The organism is Paenibacillus endoradicis (genome assembly GCF_024721975.1).
The window spans coordinates 144545-163480 of the sequence record NZ_JANQBB010000002.1 but is presented as its reverse complement, the minus strand read 5'-3'; the positions used below and the strand labels follow the sequence as shown (position 1 = coordinate 163480).

15 protein-coding genes are annotated in these 18936 nt (G+C 35.7%); 13 read left to right on the top strand and 2 right to left on the bottom strand.

The annotated features are described in order from the left end of the window. Window positions 1–133 precede the first annotated feature (133 nt). Together NV377_RS07085 and NV377_RS07080 are read left to right on the top strand one after the other, a co-directional pair. Window positions 134–784 carry a glycosyltransferase gene (locus NV377_RS07085; RefSeq protein ID WP_258200501.1) on the top strand — a complete coding sequence of 217 codons (651 nt, stop codon included), beginning with the start codon at window positions 134–136 and terminating at the stop codon, window positions 782–784. 189 nt (window positions 785–973) lie between these two features. Next, window positions 974–1390: a hypothetical protein gene (locus NV377_RS07080; RefSeq protein WP_258200500.1), complete on the top strand. Its 417-nt coding sequence runs from the start codon at window positions 974–976 to the stop codon at window positions 1388–1390. A 59-nt stretch (window positions 1391–1449) separates the two neighbouring features. Here the strand turns inward: NV377_RS07080 and NV377_RS07075 are convergent, their stop codons facing one another. Beyond that, window positions 1450–1794: a PH domain-containing protein gene (locus NV377_RS07075; RefSeq protein ID WP_258200499.1), complete on the bottom strand. Its 345-nt coding sequence runs from the start codon at window positions 1792–1794 to the stop codon at window positions 1450–1452. A gap of 327 nt (window positions 1795–2121) precedes the next feature. Here NV377_RS07075 and NV377_RS07070 point away from each other — a divergent pair, with 327 nt between their 5' ends. The 11 genes from NV377_RS07070 to NV377_RS07020 all read left to right on the top strand — a co-directional run bounded on the left by NV377_RS07070 (window position 2122) and on the right by NV377_RS07020 (window position 16557). Next, entirely contained in the window at window positions 2122–2988 is an 867-nt protein-coding gene (locus NV377_RS07070) for a cell wall hydrolase (RefSeq protein ID WP_258200498.1), read from the top strand. Window positions 2989–3210: 222 nt separating this feature from the next. Next, window positions 3211–4980: a sensor histidine kinase gene (locus NV377_RS07065; protein ID WP_258200497.1), complete on the top strand. Its 1770-nt coding sequence runs from the start codon at window positions 3211–3213 to the stop codon at window positions 4978–4980. A 13-nt stretch (window positions 4981–4993) separates the two neighbouring features. Beyond that, window positions 4994–6535: a response regulator gene (locus NV377_RS07060; RefSeq protein WP_258200496.1), complete on the top strand. Its 1542-nt coding sequence runs from the start codon at window positions 4994–4996 to the stop codon at window positions 6533–6535. A gap of 190 nt (window positions 6536–6725) precedes the next feature. Next, entirely contained in the window at window positions 6726–7985 is a 1260-nt protein-coding gene (locus NV377_RS07055) for a sugar ABC transporter substrate-binding protein (RefSeq protein WP_258200495.1), read from the top strand. Window positions 7986–8103: 118 nt separating this feature from the next. After that, window positions 8104–8979: a carbohydrate ABC transporter permease gene (locus tag NV377_RS07050; protein ID WP_258200494.1), complete on the top strand. Its 876-nt coding sequence runs from the start codon at window positions 8104–8106 to the stop codon at window positions 8977–8979. Beyond that, the gene (locus NV377_RS07045) at window positions 8979–9815 is read left to right on the top strand and encodes a carbohydrate ABC transporter permease (protein ID WP_258200493.1); all 837 of its coding nucleotides are present in this window, start codon (window positions 8979–8981) and stop codon (window positions 9813–9815) included. The genes NV377_RS07050 and NV377_RS07045 overlap by 1 nt, the downstream gene beginning before the upstream one ends. Before the next feature lie 40 nt (window positions 9816–9855). Further along, window positions 9856–11949, top strand: coding sequence for an amylo-alpha-1,6-glucosidase (locus tag NV377_RS07040; protein ID WP_258200492.1), 2094 nt, complete (start codon window positions 9856–9858; stop codon window positions 11947–11949). A gap of 32 nt (window positions 11950–11981) precedes the next feature. After that, entirely contained in the window at window positions 11982–14264 is a 2283-nt protein-coding gene (locus NV377_RS07035; RefSeq protein ID WP_258200491.1) for a glycoside hydrolase family 65 protein, read from the top strand. Between the two features lie 33 nt (window positions 14265–14297). Continuing rightward, window positions 14298–14972, top strand: a complete 675-nt coding sequence (gene pgmB, locus NV377_RS07030; RefSeq protein ID WP_258200490.1) for a beta-phosphoglucomutase — start codon at window positions 14298–14300, stop codon at window positions 14970–14972. Between the two features lie 270 nt (window positions 14973–15242). Continuing rightward, complete coding sequence (locus tag NV377_RS07025; protein WP_258200489.1) at window positions 15243–15695, top strand: flavodoxin; 453 nt, start codon at window positions 15243–15245, stop codon at window positions 15693–15695. 187 nt (window positions 15696–15882) lie between these two features. Further along, the gene (locus NV377_RS07020) at window positions 15883–16557 is read left to right on the top strand and encodes a prefoldin domain-containing protein (RefSeq protein WP_258200488.1); all 675 of its coding nucleotides are present in this window, start codon (window positions 15883–15885) and stop codon (window positions 16555–16557) included. Window positions 16558–17232: 675 nt separating this feature from the next. Here NV377_RS07020 and NV377_RS07015 read toward each other — a convergent pair. Next, window positions 17233–18801, bottom strand: coding sequence for a histidine kinase N-terminal 7TM domain-containing diguanylate cyclase (locus tag NV377_RS07015; protein ID WP_258200487.1), 1569 nt, complete (start codon window positions 18799–18801; stop codon window positions 17233–17235). Between the last annotated feature and the right edge of the window lie 135 nt (window positions 18802–18936).

Here is an 18936-nt window from a genome sequence, read left to right as displayed (position 1 = left end):
CTAATTCTGCTGTAGATGCACCTAATAGAATAGCCTCTGAAGGTAATTCCAATCCTATCTAGTCTTTTCTGTATAACAAATACTCCCTTAGCTCATAATATACTGAAAAATTATGACAAAGGGAGCATTTACGATGATTAAACTAGTAAGAAGTTCAGTAATAATGATGTTTGTAATGGCATTAATGTTAGTGCCATTCAAAGGTAACGTTTCGGCGAACGTCCATACTAATGGAATACCAACAAATAAAGCTACTTGTGATCTGAGAATGGCAGAGCGACAACTGTGGATCGATCATGTATTGTGGACGAGAAGTTTTATTGTAAGTGATCTAGCTGATCTTGAAGACAAGTCAGTGGTATTAGAGCGTCTATTGAAAAATCAAGATGATATAGGGAATTCGATAAAGTCTTATTATGGTGAAGAAGCGGGTAATAAACTATCTAAACTACTTAGAGAACATATTGAACTTGCTGGACAAGTTACGAATGCTGCAAAAACTGGTAACGCCGCTGATCTAGAAAAATATAATAAGTTATGGTATAAAAATGCGGATGACATAGCAGATTTTTTAAGTGCAGCTAACCCCAATTATTCAAATAAAGAGCTGAAAGATATGCTATACAAGCACTTACAGTTTGTTACCGATCAGGTCGTAGCTAGATTGAGTAAAGACTGGAAAGGCGATATTGTTGCATTTGATAAAGGTGAAGAGCATATGATTATGTTCGCAGATATGCTAGTAGATGGAATTATTAAGCAATTCCCGAAAAAGTTCAAATAGATATAATGTTGAAGCGACTACTCCTAATTTACTACAAGGAGTGGTCGCTTTTATTATAGAATGATGATTTTGTCGAAATTAGTCACTCTATTAAATGGTTCTTTTGAATTATTTACATAATATTCCAATGACATTATATTATAGATGAAACGTTAAAGCGTTTACATTAAGGAAGGAGCTGATTTATTTATGAAAATTGCGAAAAGATTATCATTTTTGATTGTTGCTTTAAGTATGATGCTTATGTTTAACCCTGCAACCCACGCACTGACAGTAACTAGTCAATTCAAAACTCCTGTTTATCTCACAATTAATCCAGGTGAAACAAAACCAGTTCTTTTTGCAGTTCCTAATGGGACAACCGTCAATGCAATTGTAGCCAAAATTGAAAGAGTGTCTTCTTCGGGGACAATTGTTGGTGAACATTACATTCTCCATGCAGGTAATCAATACTATAATGGCACTGTAAACACATCTAGTACACAAATTATAGGAATCAGTTATTATAGCCCTCCTTATAATGGACTTATTATCCTCCGCTCAGAAAACACTACTTCACCAGTAACGGTACGTATTACTTTCTATAACAGTATCGTAACACCTTAATGACAAGATAAGAATAATAAGTAAGGGTCCATCTTGATATTAAGATGGACCCTTACTTATTATTCCATAATGCCAGCAACCTCAAGTGCTCGATGTTTAATGCGTGATTTTTCTACAGTCTCTCCTAGCAAATCTGCTACTGTAGTGGAGTTTTTGATGTTACGAAGTATAAATTCTGAATGACTAGTATCAGATGAAAATACAGTAATATCTCCTATATTAATTATACGCTCAAATAAGTTTCTCTTTGTTGAAATATCTCTAACTCGATACAATCGTATTTCATCGCGTCGTTTTGTGAATATGCCCTTTTGTACAATAATTCTTGACTCTGTAATCTCATATGTTGTAAAGCTAGGTAAACCGAAGTTGAACGGTTTTCCCTTCCATAATACTTCCTCCATGTCGTGCCTCCTTACTTTCTCATTATTTGAATAGAGCGATTATCTGGATCTAATATATATCTATGATAAAGTTCATTGAAATAATTTACTATATTTAATTGATCATACATTGATAAATTCAAGAAAGAGTGAAAATAAGCTGATATAACCATTAAAATCTTCTCATCATTATCAGAAAAGAGAGACCTTATCTTAAAGGAAATCCGCATAGGATCGCGGTCTCCAAGCTGGTTAGGATCCTAATATCAATTTTAACAATCCTTATTTTACCACATAGTCTTCCTAGTTTTTATCGTATAATGGTGCGAGATTAAGGAGGACGATATTATGTTGAATAAACGTTGGATAACGTCTTTGGCGTTATTATTAATTATTGTTTTTGCTTGGCCGACTTATGAAGTATCTGCACAAACACCTGGCAGTACGACGGTATATGTCAATGGTAAACGGGTTTCGACGACAGCAATTATACAGAATGATTATCAACTTGTACCAGCTTCATTTTTTCGAAGCATGAATGTTTCCGTTGAATGGAGTAAAAGTTATCACTCTGCGGTGCTTAGTACATCATCAATTCAGATTGGCTTTCCAATAGCACAACGTCACACTGATTATCAAATTGGCGGAGCATCAGTATGGAAGCGAGATAATTTGAATACTCGGACGACGCTAATTAATGGAGTCACATATGTGCCACTTGCTTATACGGCACAAAAACTTGGTTTTAGTGTCCAGTACGATGCACGGGTGCGCGCGGCACTTATCTCGACGGGGGCAGGCGATATTACCGCGTTAGAGAATAAGAAGCAACCAACCCAAGATGAACTTCATTGGCTATATCAGATTACGGAAGCCGAAGCGGGGGGCGAGAGCTATACAGGCAAGGCCGCAGTTGCAGCATCAATTTTGAACCGAGTTGCTGACCCCGAATGGCCGAATTCAATCATTGATACGATTTTTCAAGTAGATTATTATAATGGACGTTCCTATTACCAATTTTCTCCTGTATTAGACAATCGGATTAATACGGTAACGCCAAGTCAGGATACAATACGAGCAGTGCAAGCTGCCTTGAATGGTTATGATCCGGGTCTAGGAGCCGTCGTCTTCTATAATCCGAACAAAACAGACAATGAATGGGTACGAAGCCGAGAGGTCACTGCTCACATTGGAAATCATGTATTTGCGAAGTAGTCTATATCTAAGAGAATAGCCAGTTGCCTGAGAAATGATCACGGCAACTGGCTATTTTTTATTCGATTAGTTTGGAACTCCCTAATTTAAGAGGGAAATAAATAAACTTTTACTGTAAGTATTAATTCTACGACTTCAACTTGCGTTTTCAGTCGATTTTATTATAGAGTAAGAACAAATTATCATCTGTTACTCATAAAACATAAACTGGAGTGAAAGACTATGTTTCCCGTCAAAAGAAGTCTATTTACTAAAATACTTATCAGTTTGTTAATAGCGACTATTATACCTTTTATCGCATCCAACTATATCTCTTATCAAATAACGGGAAAAGCGATTAATAAGCAACTTGTGGAGTTAAACCAAAACTCAATGGCAATTACCATGTCTGGCCTACATACTTATTTCCATGAGCTTTCACTGCTCGGGCTATCGTATTATGGTAATCCTAATTTAGATCGGATTCTATCTTCTAAAGAGACACAGACACCGGCAGAAACTGTATACATTACCCAACAATTTGAGCGCATATATGGAAGTCATTCTGAAATTGGTTCAGTCTCATACAAAAGTGCTTTAACAAATAAACAATTTAATATTCGTAATGACTATAGTTCACGCGTAAATATTCCAGATTTCGTGAATAGAGAGCTTTCTACACAGCGTGATGAACTAAGTAGTGAGTTTATAGTTACATACAACCATAATGAACCTAAATTACGTGTGAATCGTTATTTTATGGATATCTCAACACGTGAAGTTATTGGATTAACAACATTTAATGTTGACAATAGTGAAATTAAAAAAACAGTTGGAGCATTATCCACATCACAAGATGGCTCCATCTATCTCTTTATACAAGATGATTTGCAATTATTATATTCGTCGCTTCCAAGCAATGAGAAGAAAAAGATGGATTGGGTAAATAGTCTATATGAAGAAACCACAGGAAAGGAAGGAGTTATAAAAGGAGCTATTTACGATCAAGATGGTACTTATATTTACTATCGTGATGTGTCCTATAATTTGCCTGTGACACTTGCAAAATTTATTCCTCAATCAGTGGTCAATAAAGCACAAACTACTGTACTTGGCCAATCCCTAATTGTACAAGTAGGAGCAATAATATTGGTGGGCATCATCGCAGCTATTATTTCCTATTATATTTTGCGACGTGTGAAACGAATTTTAAAACAAATTAAGAACATTCAAATGGGAAATTTCAATATTAAAGTACGGCCACAATCGAATTCTCCAGACGAGCTTAATATTTTAGAAGAAAGATTTCAAGAAATGACAATAGAGCTTGATGAATTATGGAACAAGCAGTATCGTCATCAGCTTGAATTGTCTCATGCAAGATTAAAGATGCTGCAAGCACAAATTAATCCACATTTCTTCTATAACACTTTACAGTCCATCGGAACTTTAGCAATTAAGAACAATTCTCGGGAGATTAGTGATAGAATTGCAGAATTTGCAGCCATCTTCCGTTACAATATGGATATAGACACTGAAGTAGTGTCACTACAAGAAGAGCTCGATCACGTATCACATTATACCTCCTTGCAAATGGGGCGTTATAAAAATAAGTTAACGTATGCTGTACAATATCCCGAAGAAGCCTATTCGTTAAAGGTTCCGAAAATGGTGCTGCAACCACTTGTGGAAAACAGTATTGTGCATGGGTTGGAAAAAGGTACCGGTAAAGTGGAAATTAGAGTCGATATTGAAGTGGTTAATAACTATATATATTTATCTGTAAATGATAACGGTAAAGGTTTTACTCCAGAAGAGATACAAAAAATTCATCTTAGCTATGTAGATCAAAACATGTTTGATGATGAGAAAGCTGGGATTGGCTTAACCAATGTTCTCAAGCGATTATTATTATTTTATGGTGAGACGTTTGAATGGCAAATTATTAGCGAACCATATGTTCAAACAACTATTTCATTAAAACTTCCAAATACAACAAATACATCACGATAAGGAGATTCTGTTAATGAAAGTATTGATCGTAGATGATGAAGAGCATGTAAGAGAAGGTGTCGAGCTAGCAATTGATTGGCCTACCTATAACATTCAACAAATATTAACTGCTGAAGATGGATTCGAGGCAATCGAGATCGTTCGAGGGGAAGAGCCTGAACTAATCATATGTGATATGAGTATGCCCAAAATGGATGGACCTCGGTTCTTAGAATTGTTAAGAGAGGAAGGTTGGAATTCAAAAGTTATCGTACTAAGTGGTTATCAGGAGTTTCGCTATACTAGAGCGACTTTATTAGCCAATGGTGTTGATTATTTACTCAAGCCATTCAAAATAGATGATTTGGATAAGGCAGTTGCCAAAGCAGTTAAATCGATTGAACAAAGTCAGCAAACTAAAGATGCAGAGTTTAATAATAGCTTTCGCATAAAGGAAGCTGATTCTTTACTTAATGAACAGAAAATGAATACTTATTTGCAAAATGATCCAGTTCAAGCGGATAGTATGCTACAGCTATTTGAAGAAGTTGGGCTATCTGACCAAGATTTTTATGTCCTTATGTACTTACCTCGTAATTCTAATTCTGTCATTGAACGATACTATATGGGCGACGAATCATTGTTTAAATTTTCTGTGAAAAATGTGCTGAATGATATCATTAAACATGTAGGGAATTATTATTGTTTTACAGATGAACAATTTATTATTGTGTATATACAAAGTGATATTTCAACTGAAGAACTGGAGTTCTATCAGAAAAAAATAAGTGAGTTATGGGAAAAAACGCTTAGATTACTTACAATCTCAGGTTTCAGTAAGCGACGCACAAGCATAGGACAACTTCATCATTCATTAAAAGAAGCAAAAGCAGAAATATTAAATGCAAATATTATTAAAGCATCACAGTACTACCAAAAAGCAACGGATCTCACTCCCTTTATGGATAAAGAATTGTTATTGTTAGAAGCTATTCGTAACCAAGATAAAACGCAAATTCATGAACTGGTTCACAGTTATGTTGAATCTCTATATACCAAATCTTATATACCACTAAAAGAATTACAGCATTATTCCATTGAAGCCAATTTATTATTGATGCGAGTATTGAATCATTTACAATCTAAACAGCATATTGAAACGATGCCAATATGGCTGTCTGACTTAGAAGAATGGGAGAAAACACTTATTCATATGTTTCATAGTATTGTTGATGATGCAAATGAAAATGCCTCAACCATTCAAAGTATTTCAGCAATAAAAAATTATATCCACGATCATATGAGTGAAGAAATTACACTGTCATCCTTAGCTGAAATATTCCATTTTAGTCCTCAATATTTATCAAAACGATTTAAAGAAATGCATCAGACAACGGTCATGAGCTATTTAACTCAGATTAGAATGGAAAATTCCTGTGAATTATTAAAATTCTCTGATCTTTCCGTTCAAGAAATCGCTGCTTCTGTCGGATATGAAGATGACAATTACTTCGGAAAAGTATTTCGTAAGCATTACGGTGTATCTCCAACGCAATATCGAAGAATGAATAAATAATATTATTTGATAAAAACTCCCTCTATACACTTGTAATTAAAGTTATAGAGGGAGTTTTTTATATTAACAGATTCAAAATTTACTTGTTTAGGCGAGAATAACACCTGTTTAGTATAATTGCGAGAAATTATAATGATAATGTAAGTGTTTACACACTTTATAGAATGATTTGAAAATTGGGGGTAGTAACATGAAAAGAACGAAGAAATTAATCGGTATGATTTCTATGATGGTTTTAGTACTTGCTTTAGCTGCTTGTGGAAATAACTCAAGTAATAAATCAGGTTCGGAGAAGAACGGTGGTGCTGACACTGAGAAATTAGCAAAAATCTCATTATTCCAAAGTAAAGTTGAAATTGCTCAAGCGCTTGAGGATCTTGCTGATAAATATAAAGCGGAGACTGGTAATGAAGTTGAGGTTTGGGGTTCAGCTGGGGATTCATATATTACTCAGCTTCAAACCAAACTAGCTGCTAACGAAGGTCCAACTATCTTCTCTGTTCAACCAGGTGCTGAAGCAGAAAAATTCGCATCTTATTACTATGACATGAGTAATGAAGAATATGTTAAGTATATTTCTCCAAATATGGCACTTGAAATCGATAGTAAAGTGGTTGGAGTTCCCACTGGAGTTGAAGGTTTTGGTCTAGTATATAACAAAGCTTTAGTAGATCCTTCTAAAATTACGGATGTAGCTTCACTAACTGCTGCACTAGAGCAATTAAAAGCTGATGGAGTTAATGGATTAAGCTTATCTCAAGAAGCATATTTCTTAATTGGTCATATCATTAATACACCTTTTGCATTGCAGACTGATCCAGTTGCTTTCATTCAGCAATTGAATAAAGGCGAAGTGAAAATGTCTGATACTGCAGAATTCCAAGAATTCGCTCAAGTAATGAAGATGATTCGTGATAATTCTATTAACCCAATGGAAGTAACTTATGATGTTCAAATGGGCGACTTCGCTTCAGGAAAAACAGCGATTGTACACCAAGGAAACTGGAGCTACAGTATGTTAGCTGAGTATGATGATATTGAAGCAGGAATGATGGCTTTACCTATCGCTGGAAACAAAAAAATTGCAGTTGATATCCCGGCAGCTTGGGTAGTCAATAATACAGCTTCTACTGAACAAATTGCAGCTGCAAATGCATTTATTAATTGGTTGTATACAAGTGAAACAGGTAAAAACACAATTGTTAACGAATTTGGTTTCATTCCAGCTGTAACAACAATTGAAGCGACTGGTCTTGATCCATTGTCTCAAGAAGTATTTGAAGCAACTCAATCAGGCGAAACAATTCCTTGGGCACTTAATTATTTCCCACAAGGTATTATTATCAATGATTTGGCGCCAGTAACTTCTGAATTCTTCTTGGATAGCGGCATGACTCCTGAACAATACCTTGAAAAATTAGATAAAGTTTGGGCAAATGCTACAAAATAAGTTTTATAACGATCAAGATTGATGTGGAAAATAGAAAACCTAACTTTCTCATTGAAGTTAGGTTTTCGTTTTCTCTATAACATAAGCAAAAATAACAAAGTGAAATGGGTGACATGTGATGAATAAAAAAATGGATAGAGTTTGGTATGCAATATTTACGATGCCCTTGTTCCTTATCTTCCTTACTATAGTAATCATTCCGTTCATTATCGGAATAATATATTCATTTATTACTTGGAATGGTATACCTGCCAATCCTAAAGTTTTTGTTGGTTTTGACAACTATGTATCTATTTTTCAAGACGAGCGTTTTATTACTTCCGCTTGGAACACATTAAAATTCACAATTTTAGCTTTAATATCGATTAACGTTTTTGGTTTAATATTCTCACTTATTGTAACTGCAGGGTTTAAAGCAAGTAACGTAGCACGTACATTATTCTTTATGCCAAACCTTATTGGTGGACTTATTCTAGGGTATATATGGAAATTTCTTTTTTCAGACGGTTTCAAACAAATTGGTATGCTGACTGGACTAGATTCAATTTTCTTTAACTGGTTAATTAATCCGAACTTTGCATTATACGCTCTAGTCATTGTTTTCACATGGCAAATGGCAGGGTATACGATGATCATATATATTGCGGGTATTCAAGGAATTCCGGATGAAGTTATGGAAGCTGCAAAGGTAGATGGCGCTAATTTATGGACGCGCTTAACGAAAATAGTATTCCCACTATTGATGCCTTCATTTACGATTTGCTTATTTTTATCACTTTCGGGTGCATTCAAAATATACGATGTGAACTTATCACTTACTGCTGGTGGACCAATCCATTCTACAGAATTATTTGCGATGAATATATTCAATGAAATATTCGGATACGGTAATTATGGTCTTGGTCAAGCTAAAGCGATCATCTTCTTCTTAGTTGTCGCGTTGGTTACATTGACTCAAGTTATTATTACGAAGAAGAAAGAGGTGCAAATGTAATGAAAGCAACTGGTAGAACTATTACTTCAATTCTTATCGTTATACTTGCATTACTCTTCTTATCACCAATTTATATTATGTTGGTCAACTCCTTCAAAACTCGCTCGGAATTATATGAAAATGCACTTGCATTACCATCGAGTTTTAGTTTTGAATATTACCAAAAAGCAATGGAAAAAATGAATTTCTTACATGTGTTTATTAATTCCGCTTATGTGACTATAGTTACAGTTATCTTCGTTGTTGTGCTCTCTTCAATGACAGCTTGGATGTTAGTTAGAAAAGACAATCTAATGAGTAAAATTATCTTTTACTCTTTTGTAGCTACGATGCTTATTCCATTTCAAACACTAATGATGCCGCTCATGCAAGTAATGGACTGGATTCGTACTAATCTGCATATACCAATGCTGAATACTCATGGTGGTCTGATCTTTATGAACATCGGATTTCACGCTGGAATTGCAGTATTCCTATACCACGGATTTATGAAGTCTATTCCGATTGCGCTTGAGGAAGCAGCTACTCTTGATGGCTGTAGTAAATTTGGTCTGTTCTGGAGAATTGTTTTTCCATTACTGAAAACAATTACTGTGACAGTAGCAATATTAGATATTATCGCTACTTGGAATGACTATTTGCTGCCTTCACTTGTACTTTCTGATAAAGGACTACGTACCATTCAATTATCGACATTCTACTTCTTCGGTGAATTTACGATCGTATGGAACCAAGCAATGGCAGGGTTAACGTTAACGATTATTCCAATCGTAATTTTCTATGCTTTCGCTCAAAAATATATTATTAAAGGTATCGCAGCAGGTGCTGTTAAATAAGGCTAGATAAAAGTAAACAGTAGCTGGGGTGAAAATGATTATGAATAATCATGTAATAAAAGAAGGATCTATTTTCTTTTTGTGCAACGAGCAAGGGGATATTGTTCCAGAATCAGATACAGGACTTGGTCTTTATTTGAAAGATACTCGATTTTTGAGTAATTACAAACTTTACATTAATAAAAAGTCTCCTCAATTACTAGGGAGTCGTTCTAATAAAAGTTATCTTCTTTCTACGACTTTAATGGAAGAAAGCAAAGACCGTGGAGCAATTGAGGTCATTAGAGAAACAATCATTTATGATGGCGTATTATATGAACGGTTAGCAGTTACTAATTATTATCTTGAGAGTAGTGAGGTTGAAATATCACTTTCCTTTGATGCTGATTTTCAAGATATGTTTATCGTTCGCAAATATCGCGAGGGTAAAGTAGGTCATACTTTAGATCCTATTGTTGAGAAGGACGCTATTGCATTTCGCTATGTAGGCGTCGATGAAATTAAGCGAACAACATACGTGACTTGGGATTATGAAGCGACTATTTCGGAAGATAAAAAAGGGTTGAGTTTTCAATTAGAATTGTCACCCGGACAAACTAAATATATAAATGTAAATGTTGTTCCACTTATCGGTGAAAAAGCTTTACCTACATTGCTTACCTATACCTTAGCTTTGCAAAAATTAGAAGAAAGCTATTCGCAATGGCGTAAAAGTAATACGACTATAGAATCTTCTAATGAGCATTATAACAAGCTTTTTGATCGAAGCTTACAGGATTTACGTATGCTTATGGATGATATTGGTGAGGGACCTTTTCCAGTAGCAGGTTTGCCTTGGTTTGCAGCGTCGTTTGGTCGCGATAGCATCATCACTTCTTTATTTATGCTACCACTGCAACCATCACATGCTATTGGAACATTGCGCACACTCGCAGCATATCAAGGAACGAAATATGATGCATGGTGTGATGAAGAGCCGGGTAAAATTTCTCATGAAATTCGCTTCGGAGAACTGGCTAATTCAAACCAAGCGCCCTTCTCTCCTTATTATGGTGGAGTAGATTCCACACCGCTTTTCTTAATATTAATTGTGGAATATGTAAGATGGAGTGGAGATACATCGCTTGTACATGAACTACAAACAAATATTGATGCTGCATTGGATTGGATTGATACACGTTCGTCAACTAATGATGCACATTTTTTGACCTATCATCAAGAAGCAAGTGAAGGATTTCCAAACCAAGGGTGGAAGGATTCCAGTAATTCTATTATTCATGAGAACGGTCAATATGCTAAGTCACCAATTGCGCTAGTAGAGGTTCAAGGTTATATCTATTCTGCTAAGCAAGGATTAGCCGATATATATGGATCAATAGGTGAAACTGATCGTGCAAAGCAACTTTATGCTGAAGCAAAAAAGCTAAAGCAACAGTTTCAAGATCATTATTGGATGGAAGAACACGGTTTTTATTGCATCGCTCTTGATGAAAAGCTGGAGCAGGTAAAATCTATTACTTCAAACCCCGGTCATCTATTAATGACCGATATTGTAGATGAGCAATACACACAAATCGTAGCAACTAGGTTACTAGAAAATGATATGTTTAGCGGTTATGGTATTCGTACGATGAGCAATCAATCTAGTGGTTATTATCCACTAAGTTATCATAATGGCAGTGTGTGGCCACATGATAATGGCATGATCTTACTTGGATTACTGCGTAATCGTTATGCTGATGATGCAATGAAAGTAGTATCAGGGATGATCAAAGTTTCAGCGCAATTCGATGGCTACCGTTTACCTGAGCTATTTTGTGGCTACGATCTCACAGAAACTGATAAGGTCGTTCCATATCCAACAACATGCTCTCCACAAGCTTGGGCAGGGGCAACAGCATTTGTTATGCTGCAAGCTATGCTTGGCTTAATGCCAAACGTGATAGCAGGTAAAATCTCTATTTCACCTTGTTTGCCAGTAGAGATGGAGCAACTTACGGTTCATAACCTATCCATTGGCAAAGGTACATTAAGTTTATCTTTGAAACGTGATACTACTCTTCCTGCTAAAATAAATATTGAAATAATTTCCAATACAACGGAATTAGAGATTGAAATTCAATCCTTATCCTAATGTTAGACTAACAACGCAAGGAGTGAATATTAATGACTTGGTCCATCCAAAATAAAAGTCTTGAGCAAGATGAATTATTGATTAATGAAAGTATTTTCGCTCTTGGTAACGGATATCTAGGGGTACGTGGTAACTTCGAGGAAGGTTACGCTCCAGAAATGAACAGTATTCGGGGAACATATATCAATGCGTTCCACGATGTCATTACAATCCCTTATGGAGAAAAATTGCACGCTTTTCCAAGCACGCAACAAAAATTAGTTAATGGTATAGATGGTCAAAGTGTGAATATTTTGATTGGTGACCAGCAAGAGCCATTTAGCTTATTTAGTGGGAAAGTATTAGATTTTGACCGTCAACTTAAGTTTGATGCTGGATATGCTATTCGTTCTATTCATTGGGTTTCACCAATGGGACAAGAATTGAAAATTACCTTTAAGCGTCTAGTATCTTTTTATGTACGTGAGTTATTTGCTATTGATATCAAAATTACACCTATCTCTGTTAAAGGTAAAATTACGATCACTTCAAGCATCAATGGAAACGTAGAAAATTACACGGCAGTTAATGATCCGCGCGTCGCATCTGGACATGCTAAGTTATTGCATACGGTAGCAACGGGTAGTGACCAACAATTGGACTATATCGTTAATGAAACCTCAGCTTCCCAATTGAAAATGAGTTGTTCTACTGCATATGCACATTCAACTGCACTTACATCCGAGCATACTGCTCATGAACAAATCGTTACTTACAAGGCTGAATTTGACTCTAGTAACGATATTTCGTTTACGAAGTGGAATGTCTATACGGATACGTTGCGACATGGAGCAGAGCCGCAAGTGGTTGGGAAAAATATTCTGTCAGAAGTGATGAATACAACTTTTGAGCAGCAGCTTCAACATCAACGTGATTATTTGGATGATTTCTGGAAAAGATCTGATATTGTTATTAGCAATGATGATCGATTACAAGAAGGTATTCGATTTAATGTTTATCAATTACTACAATCTGCTGGACAAGATGAATACAGTAACATTGCCGCAAAAGGATTAACAGGTGAAGGTTATGAGGGTCACTATTTCTGGGATACGGAAATTTATATGTTCCCTGTATTTTTAATGACTCAGCCTCAAATCGCTAAGCAGCTATTAATTTATCGTCATCATATTTTGGATTCTGCTAGAGAACGAGCGAAAGAAATGGGTCATCAGAAGGGTGCACTCTATCCATGGCGGACAATTTCAGGTTCGGAATGTTCTTCCTTCTTCCCTTCTGGAACGGCTCAATATCATATTAGCGCAGACGTTGCGTATAGCTACTCTCAATATTATATGGCAACTGAAGATAATGATTTCTTATGGAAGTACGGAGCAGAAGTATTAATTGAGACGGCTCGTCTATGGATTGAAGTCGGTCACTATTATAATGGTAAATTCCATATCGATGAAGTAACAGGACCAGATGAATATACATGCTGTGTTGACAATAACTATTACACAAATGCTATGGCAAAAAGTAATTTATATTGGGCAGCAAAGAGCTGTAACATTTTATCAGCGCTAGATTCCGAGCAATTTGCTACATTAGTACAGCAATTAGATGTGACTGAACAAGAAATAGCTGCATGGGATGCAGCAGCTGAAGCGATGTTGTTACTTCACGATGAACAATTAAACATCAATCCGCAGGATGACACGTTCTTGCGCAAACAGGTGTGGAATTTCGAAGAAACACCTGAAGATAAATACCCATTATTACTGCATTATCATCCATTAACGATCTATCGTTATCAAGTGTGCAAACAAGCGGATACCGTTCTAGCTCATTTCTTGCTAGAGGATGATCAAAGTGTGGAAACCATTCGTAGCTCTTATGATTACTATGAGAAGATTACAACTCATGATTCATCTCTATCTTCTTGTATTTTTAGCATCATGGCATCTAAAGTTGGCTATGCGAATAAAGCGTATGAATATTTCTCTGAAACAGCTCGTCTTGACCTAGATAATACACATGGAAATACTAAAGATGGTTTGCATTTGGCAAATATGGGTGGTACGTGGATGGCTATTGTATTTGGCTTCGCAGGCGTACGTATTAAAGAAACTCATTTAGCGCTTGCTCCTATGATTCCTGCAGACTGGGAACAATACCAATTCAAAATTCAGTACAAGGGAAGAACGATTGATGTTCATATTACTTCATCTCATGTACAACTAAATGTTATAGATGGCCAAGCATTGCAACTTCGATTGTACAATCAAGACATCTTGTTAGAGCCTAATGTTTCCTACACTCAAGTCCTACAATAATTAATGATCTTGCATACAAAGGAGTGATACACAATGGTTCAATTAGTAAAAGCGGTTATTTTTGATTTGGATGGTGTAATTACTGATACAGCAGAACATCATTATCTTGCTTGGAAAGCTATCGGAGACGAGTTAGGCTTGCCATTTACAAGAGAATTTAATGAAAAGCTTAAAGGTGTTTCGCGTATGGAATCTCTTCGTTTACTATTAAGCTTATCGAAAGAACCACTAAGTTTTACAGATGAGGAGCTTGATAATCTAGCGACTCGTAAAAATGAAATTTATAAACAATTGATCTTGGAAATTAAACCGGAGGATGTATTGCCTGGTATTCCTGAACTACTCGTTGAGCTCAAACAAAATGGAATTAAAACAGCGATAGCTTCTGCTAGCAAAAATGCCTTCACAGTAATTGATAACTTACAAATGAATGATCAATTTGATGTGATTGTCGATGCAGCAACTATTGTAAATTCCAAACCAGATCCGGAAGTGTTTTTGAGAGCTGCAGAATTGCTTGAAGTAGACCCAATAGACTGTGTAGGAGTAGAGGATGCGGTTGCAGGGGTAGAAGCCATTAAATCAGCTCATATGGTTGCTATTGCAATTGGACCAGCTGAGGCATTCCCACATGCTGATCTCGTATTATCTTCGACTAAGTCATTAGACTTGCAGCAGGTAATACATGCACAAAAATTAAAAGCTTAAAATATTAATCTAATATAAAAATCCTATCTAGCCAGTTGCCCGAGATGATCTCGGGCAACTGGCTTTTTTATCTAAAACGTTAGGAGTTCAAAATAAGAAAAAAAATCCTCTGCGGACATGCTGAATACTCTTGAAAGTTTGGGAAACAATCTTTATTATTGTATATATGATATTGATAATCATTATCAATTTAACAATGATGACTATTAATCTTTAGTTTTTAGTTGTGAATTGGTTGCAATAATGGAGTCAACTTGAGGAGGAAATGAAATGACAAAAGTAATTATTGTTTATTCAAGCTTGACAGGTAATACGGAAGAGATGTCTGAGATTATTGAAAGCGGCGTAAAAGAAGCTGGTATAGAGATTGTACGAAAAGACGCTTATGATGCTAAAGCAGCTGACTTGCTACAATATGATGGTATTATTATAGGGGCATATACGTGGGGAGATGGAGAGTTGCCTGATGAGATGCTTGATTTTTACGAGGAGATGGAAGAGCTAAATCTGAGTGGGAAAAAGGCTGTGGTATTTGGATCGGGAGATACCTCATATTCTAATTATTGTGGTGCAGTGGATTTAATTGAAGATAAATTGCGCGAGCTTGGCGCAGATATCGTACATGAAAGCTTGAAGTTTGAATATAACGCTTCTAAAGAAGAGCTACAGCAAGGTAAAACTATCGGATATGAGATTGCAGGCGTATTGTGCAAAAGCAGCTAAATGCTATTTTGGCAAGCTACGGATAGCAGAAATATAAAATAAATTCTTAGTGAGAGTGAATTATTCAGAATAGGTAATTGGGAGTATTTTTGATAATTTATACCAGAAAACTATTGTTACTGATAAACATTTCATATAAACTATTCCATAATGTGTATCTTAATTTTCCTCTAGGAGTGTGAAACGATTGAAGAAAAAAGCATTTGTAGCTATTATCAGCGCGTCAATGGTTGCTAGTATGGGAACGGGCGCGTTCGCAGCAACTAAGCTACAAGAGATTAAAGCTTACCTTAATCCTGGGATAAAAGTACAAGTTGATGGAACTTTTGTTGAATTGCGTGATGTTAAGGGCAACGCTATTGCACCGATCAGCTATCAAAATGCCAATTATTTTTCTATTCGTGCAATTTCAGATGCACTTGATGTAGCAGTTGATTATGATGTGGCTACCCAAACCATTATTTTAGGTGAGAAGGTAGAAGGCGTATCTATTGCTAGCGGATTCACAGATATGTATCATACGAAAGATCCAGTTCAAACTACGTATAAAGGCAAGGATTATAAAGAGGCTTATTTCAACAATCATGATAGTAACCGCAGCATGAGTTTAATGCTCTACCCGAATAAAGAGCATCAAACGTTATACCTTCAGATAGCAGCTGTTGATGGTGATATTTCAAACTTTACTATTAAAGACGCTGATAACGATATTATTCTGAAAACAGTAGATGTGATAAAATCTGCGGAAGGTTTGGTCACTATCCAAGCTGATATCGGAGGTGTCAAATCACTGTACATTTACGGAGATGTTAAAGAAGATACTGCTGTGTTTATCCCATTAACTACTTCGTATTATAAATAGATCTTATCTAAAAATGCTATCCCCTTGTGGTTTTCAGTAGCAATATGTTCACGTTAATGTGAGTATACTACTGATTCCATAAGGGGATTTTTTTCTTCATGTAGTTTAATACCAGCATAAATAACTATCGGTAGATGAAATGCACAAGTACATTTGGCGTATGGCTCCTTCAACCTCTTGGTATATTACAACAGCTGCTATCTATATGCTTATGACACTAGAACTGTCAGGTATTGCTCTAAACCTTATGAGATTTCTATTTGCTGCCACCCCACCAATTATGTTAAACTTATTAATTGTTTTAGCAAGAGTTTTTGATCGGCATAATCGATATTGCTTCCTCAGTTACCGTGAGCATAAAAGATATATCTTAATAAAATACTATAGAGTTTGCCCTTGTGGTGGACTTTCTTTGTGTGAACAGATGTTGCGTTAAATACAGTTGTAGTCACAATAGCCCTTTTAAAATATTCTTCCCAGCTCGTCAACTTTGTCCGCTTAGCTGCTCTTAACCACTGAACGCCTACCGTCACACAGTAGAAGTAATTCTAGTTGTGTGCCTCGGCTAACCTCTGGGTTTGCAGTTGTATGCACTCAGAGTAGCTAAAGTCGGGGGTTCACTTCACCAGTAAGCTTCTGAATCAGTTTCAGTTATTACCAGTAATGTTTCCCACTTTAATAAATATCATTTGTGAGTTCTTCAGTAAAAACTTTTACTTGATTTCGACCAGATCTTTTGGCAGCATAAAGTGCTTCATCAGCTTTTTGAATAAGCTGATAGATTGATTCATCCATAACTCCTGTCGTTACGGATACTCCAAAACTGCAGGTAACTGATACAACTCGTTTATTTTCAACTAAAGGATTTTGTTCAATGCAAAATCTAAGGTGATTAGCGAAGTTTTCCCCTTCAACTAATGTATATCCAGCTATAGCGAGTACGAATTCTTCACCACCATATCTAGCAAAAAGCATATCTTCTCCCAGCTCAGCTTTACAAATTTGAGCCACATGTACTAGTATTTGATCTCCGGCTTGATGTCCAAAAGTATCGTTCACTTTTTTGAAAAAATCAATATCAAATAGAATAAGAGTATAAGATGACAAATTACCCTTTACTTTCATTAAGTCTTGCTCACTTTGTTGGAAAAAGGCACGACGATTGTATATTTGCGTAAGCTCATCATAATAGGCTTGATGCTCTAACTTTTGTTGTAATGTATGTAGCTCTGTTATATCCGTAAATATAATTAGTAAACCAGAGTTATTATTTGATTGCTGAAGCATAGAAATACGTAGCTGATAAATATAATTAGCTTGATGAATCGTAACATTCAAATTATCTGATATCGTATCTAATTGAACAGGGAATGATTGATCCGTTAGCATATACCAAACGTGATCAAATGGCTGCCCTAACGTTGATCGATCCAATGCAGTAAACATATTTTTACAAGCATGATTATATTCGATTAATTGATAGCTATCATTAAGCACAATTACACCATCATTCATACTATTAAAGATTGTTTCCTTAGCAACTGGCATAATTGATAACATTCGAGAGCTAGTAATAGACCAGAGGTACAAAACAGAAGAAAACCAAATAACCATTGGTACAGGATCGATACCATCGGGTGTCAATCCTATGAATAATAAAAATGCAGCCACTATTGGAAGTAATTGACCACAGATGAGGGCAAATAATTGAGGTTTATATGTACTAACTGTTTCCTTCCAGCGTGAAAGTAGCAATAAGAGTGCAGCTAACATACAGCTAAAAATGTAAATATTATGTACAACAAACCATACCCCATATTCAATCTCACTATATGGAGCCCCAAGCACCGAATGGATATCATATATTCTATAGAATGTATGATGGGATTCATTGGTTACATTAATGAGAAAGGTGAGACAAGGTATGATTAGTAAAGCGATAATTCTTTTTCTCGTTAATTTATAGCCTAAATAATGCATGACAAACATTAATCCTAACGGAGGGAAAAATGGCATACCTACATACTGTACAATATTCCAAAATCTAAGTTGTTCTAACGAAGTCGATGTTAAGCTAAAGGCATAGCCAAAGCAATAGATCATTGAAGTTAATGTATTCCACATGAACAATTTAGCGATATTTGTATAATGATGTCTCTTCCAATAAGTATAGACTAGTATAGACAAATTCAATACAACCGAAGTGCAAACTAATGTTACATATGCCTCTAGCGTCGATACCAATAGTTTTACCCTCTTTCAAATATTATGTTTATATCATGTTAACATGATTAAAAAACATTGTTAATATAATCCATTATTTAAATTACTCTCAACAGCTACATATATACAATGTAGCCAAAAAAATTCTTTCCCAGC